Here is a 3968-nt window from a genome sequence, read left to right as displayed (position 1 = left end):
CGTTTTTCGCCGGCGCCGGCCGCAGACGAGGTGTGGAACCGAGGTGCCTACCTGTCGGAGGGCCTCGCCCATTGTGGAGGCTGCCATACGCCGCGAGATCTCGCTGGCGGTGAAGAGAGCGGACGACCTTATGCGGGCGGTGTCGCCGAAGGCTGGAACGCGCCAGCATTGGATTCTTCCAATCCCGTGGCGAAGACCTGGACGGTATCCGCGCTTTACAAGTATCTGAAAACTGGAATGGACCCGGCGCATAGCGTTGCGGCTGGGCCGATGGGACCGGTTACGGCCGAGCTCTCGAAGGCCCCGGATCGGGAAGTCCACGCAATCGCTGTCTATATCGCTTCGCTGATGCATGGCAGCAACGAGGTCCCGCGGCAGTTTCTCGCACGGGACCGCGAACGTGAGGCAGTCCAGGAACATGCGGTTGGCGCAAATCTCTTTCAAGGTGCATGCGCGGGCTGTCACGAAGTCGGCGCTCCCATGCTGGCACAGGATCGGCCCGGCCTCGCGTTGACTACTGCGATCCAGGAAAGCGACCCCCGTAACACCATCTTGGCCATCCTCCAGGGCCTGCAATCGCCGACGGGACCGCCAGGCCCCTACATGCCTGCCTTCGCGGATAATTTGACAGATCGAGAGATCGCTGAAGTCGTCTCTTATCTACGTGCCCGATACAGCGATCGTCCCGCCTGGGTAGCACTCGAGAGCGCCGTTTCCGAAGCGCGGAAGGCGAGCGACTCGCCATGACGCTAAAGCTGAACGTCAACGGATCGGAGTACGTGGTCGAGTCGCATCCATCGACGCCCCTCCTCTATGTTCTGCGCAACGAGCTTGGTTTGAACGGCGCCAAATACGGGTGCGGATTAGGTCAATGCGGCGCGTGCACCGTTCAGATTGATAGCCGAGCAGTCTTCTCTTGCTTGACCCCGATCGTGAGCTTGGAAGGCCGACGTATAAGGACGATCGAAGGGCTAGGGACCACGTCGAGTCCCAGCGTTCTGCAGACGGCGTTCGAAGTCGAACAAGCTGCGCAGTGCGGGTATTGCATTGCCGGAATGATTATGCGCGCGCAGGTGCTCCTTGACCGAAATGCGTTGCCAACAGAAGCCGAACTCCGCAAGCACATGCAGCCCAACCTTTGCCGTTGCGGTACGCACATGCGCATTATTCGTGCGGTGCGCCGTGCGCTGAATATGCCGCCTGCATTCGGTGACCGGGAGCGCGCGCCATGAGTGGTAGGCCTGGCATGAGCCTAATGTCTCGGCGATCGTTCCTGGCTGCCGGTTCAATTGTGGTGAGCTTTACATTCGCTTCCCATGCGATGGGACAGCTCGCAGGGGGGGGCGAAGGCAATGCTCCCCCCATCATCGCTCCAAATCAAAAGGGCAGCCTTAAGTCAACGCCCGTGCTGGAAGCCTGGATCCGCGTTGACGGCGATGGTCGCGTGACGGTCTATACCGGCAAGGCGGAACTTGGCCAGGGCGTGCGGACAGCGCTGACGCAGATCGCAGCCGAGGAATTGGATATTGGTCCCGACCAGATCTCGCTCGTCACCGCCGACACTTTGCTAACGCCTAACGAAGGGCTCACTGCGGGAAGCCACTCAATACAGGATAGTGGCACAGCCATTCAAAATGCGGCCGCTAACGTCCGCATGCTGCTCCGTAGAGCAGCCGCCAGCACCTGGAATGTTGACGAGAGCACGGTCACCACGACTGGCGATGGTAGGCTGCGAACGACTGACGGTCGATTTTCGAGTTACGGTGAGGTAGCGACATCGGTATCGCTGAACGTCGAGGCGATCCCCGACGTGTCGCTCCGCGATCCGAGTCGCTTCCGACTGGTCGGGACAAACATGCGGAGGGTGGATATCCCCGCAAAGCTCACCGGCGGCGCTGCATTCGTTCAGGATCTGCGCCTGCCGGGGATGCTTCACGCGCGGGTTATTCGTGGACCCAGCGAAGGGACCCGGCTCGGGCGGCTCGATTTAGGCCCCGTCGAAGCCATCCCGGGAGTTGTCAAGGTCGTCCAGAACGGCGCCTTCGTCGCAGTCGTTGCCGAGAATGAATGGACCGCAATCACCACTCTTCGGCACCTTGAGAGGACGCCATTCACAAGAACCGCTCCTCCTTTGCCAAGCGGCGATCTGATAGCCTTCCTGAAGAGCCAGCCTGTACAGGACATTGTAGTTCTGAATACCGACGCGCCGACGTCTCCTCCCGTACGCGAAGTGAAAGCCCGCTACTCCCGGCCGTTCCTGAGCCACGGCTCCATCGGTCCCTCCTGTGCCGTCGCTCTGTTCAAGGACGGACTTATGACGGTCTGGTCGCACAGCCAGGGAGTATTCGGTGTTCGAGACTTTGTCGCCGATTTGCTTCAGCTGCCCCTCCATCAGGTACGCGTGATTCATAGCGAGAGCGCGGGATGCTACGGACAGAACGGTGCGGACGACGCCGCCGGCGACGCTGCCCTTATCGCGAAAGCGCTCCCCGGACGCCCCATCCGCCTGCAATGGATGCGTGAGCAAGAGTTCGGCTGGGAACCTCTCGGAGCGGCTATGGTCACCGAACTAGAGGCTTCCCTCGACAATCAGAACCGTATCGTAGTTTGGCGACATGAGATCTGGAGCAATCGCCATAACGCTCGCCCGGAGAAAGCGGGAGGAATTTGGGCTGGTGGCGAAGTTCAGCCGCCTCATCCTGCGCCGCAAGGCCAACCTATTCCTATGCCCGAAGGCGACGGAGATCGTAATTCGAATCCTCTTTACGACCTGCCGAAGATGAACGTGGTGTTCCACTATATCCCGGAGATGCCAATCCGGGTGTCCTCGCTGCGGTCGCTCGGCGGCTATCTGAATGTCTTTTCAATCGAATGTATGTTTGACGAACTCGCAAAGGCGGATGGACTCGACCCGCTGAGTCTCCGTCTTTCCCACATGAAGGACGATCGCGCCCGCGCGGTGATGAGCAGGGCCGCCGCAGAATTCGGATGGGCAAAACGTACGCCCGGTGACGGTCGGCGCGGCTGCGGTATGGGCTTCGCCCGCTACAAGAACCTTGGCGCTTACTGCGCTATCATGATTGAGATCGAAGTCGACCGAGAAACCGGCCGCATCTGTTTTCGCCGGGTCGTCGCTGCAGTTGACGGCGGACAAGTTGTCAACCCGGACGGCATCGTCAATCAGATCGAGGGCGGCATCATCCAATCGCTCAGTTGGACAAGCAGGGAGGCCGCGACTTTCGACGATACCAAACGCACGAGTTTCGACTGGAGTTCTTATCCGATTCTCGGGTTCGTCGATGTACCCGACAAGATCGACGTGCATATCGTCGATCGTCCGGGCATGCCGTTCCTCGGAGTCGCCGAAGCGGCGCAGGGGCCAACCGCTGCCGCTCTGGCAAACGCATTCGCCGATGCAACCGGTATACGTCTGCGCGATCTGCCGCTCAGCCGCGAACGCGTCAAGACGGTGATAGGAGTCACTTAGATGGCGAGCCCCTCGTGTTGGCACTTGCGTTTACGCCCCGGCGTCCTTCGCGGCATCGCGAATCAAGCAAGCGCCGACGGCCGCAACATGACGAGGAAAATTGTAAGCCTTTGCAACGCACTTCTCAGAACGGCAATAAGAGGAGAATAATGATGGCCTCCGCATCTCGGCGAGACGTCGTGAAGACGTTAGCCGCCGCACCGGTCCTGCTGACACAACTGGAAGTCGCTGCTGGAGCCATGGAGCTCGCCGATAAGGTGGGAAAGAGCAGCCCACAGCCAGCAGCGTCTGCTGATCGCTTCGACTTCATTGTTGCAGGCGCGGGTCATAACAGCCTTACTTGCGGCGCGTATCTCGCAAAGGCGGGCTATCGCATTCTGGTCCTCGAAGGACACCAAATCATCGGAGGAGGTTGCAAGACGCAAGAAGTCTTACTTCCGGGATTCAAGGAGGACCTTTGTTCGAGTTGCCATACGGTGAT

4 protein-coding genes are annotated in these 3968 nt (G+C 60.0%); all 4 read left to right on the top strand.

The window, feature by feature from the left end:
• A partial coding sequence (locus ABSG20_RS31505) for a c-type cytochrome (protein WP_423868355.1) occupies positions 1–747 on the top strand: 747 nt, incomplete at its 5' end.
• Positions 744–1232, top strand: a complete 489-nt coding sequence (locus ABSG20_RS31500) for a (2Fe-2S)-binding protein (RefSeq protein ID WP_423868354.1) — start codon at positions 744–746, stop codon at positions 1230–1232. The genes ABSG20_RS31505 and ABSG20_RS31500, both read left to right, overlap by 4 nt.
• Positions 1229–3487, top strand: coding sequence for a xanthine dehydrogenase family protein molybdopterin-binding subunit (locus tag ABSG20_RS31495; protein ID WP_423868353.1), 2259 nt, complete (start codon positions 1229–1231; stop codon positions 3485–3487). Before ABSG20_RS31500 ends, ABSG20_RS31495 begins: the two co-directional genes overlap by 4 nt.
• Before the next feature lie 179 nt (positions 3488–3666).
• Positions 3667–3968: NAD(P)-binding protein (locus ABSG20_RS31490; RefSeq protein WP_423868352.1), on the top strand; the 302-nt coding region annotated here is incomplete at its 3' end.

Source organism: Bradyrhizobium sp. (genome assembly GCF_049512235.1).
GTDB lineage: Bacteria > Pseudomonadota > Alphaproteobacteria > Rhizobiales > Xanthobacteraceae > Bradyrhizobium.
Note: the sequence above shows the minus strand (reverse complement) of the source record. Positions and strands in the feature narration are given on the sequence as shown.

Excerpts from the sequence above, each read along its gene's own strand:
- ABSG20_RS31500 (WP_423868354.1), top strand. The coding sequence starts at position 744 with ATGACGCTAAAGCTGAACGTCAACGGATCGGAGTACGTGGTCGAGTCG.
- ABSG20_RS31495 (WP_423868353.1), top strand. The coding sequence starts at position 1,229 with ATGAGTGGTAGGCCTGGCATGAGCCTAATGTCTCGGCGATCGTTCCTG.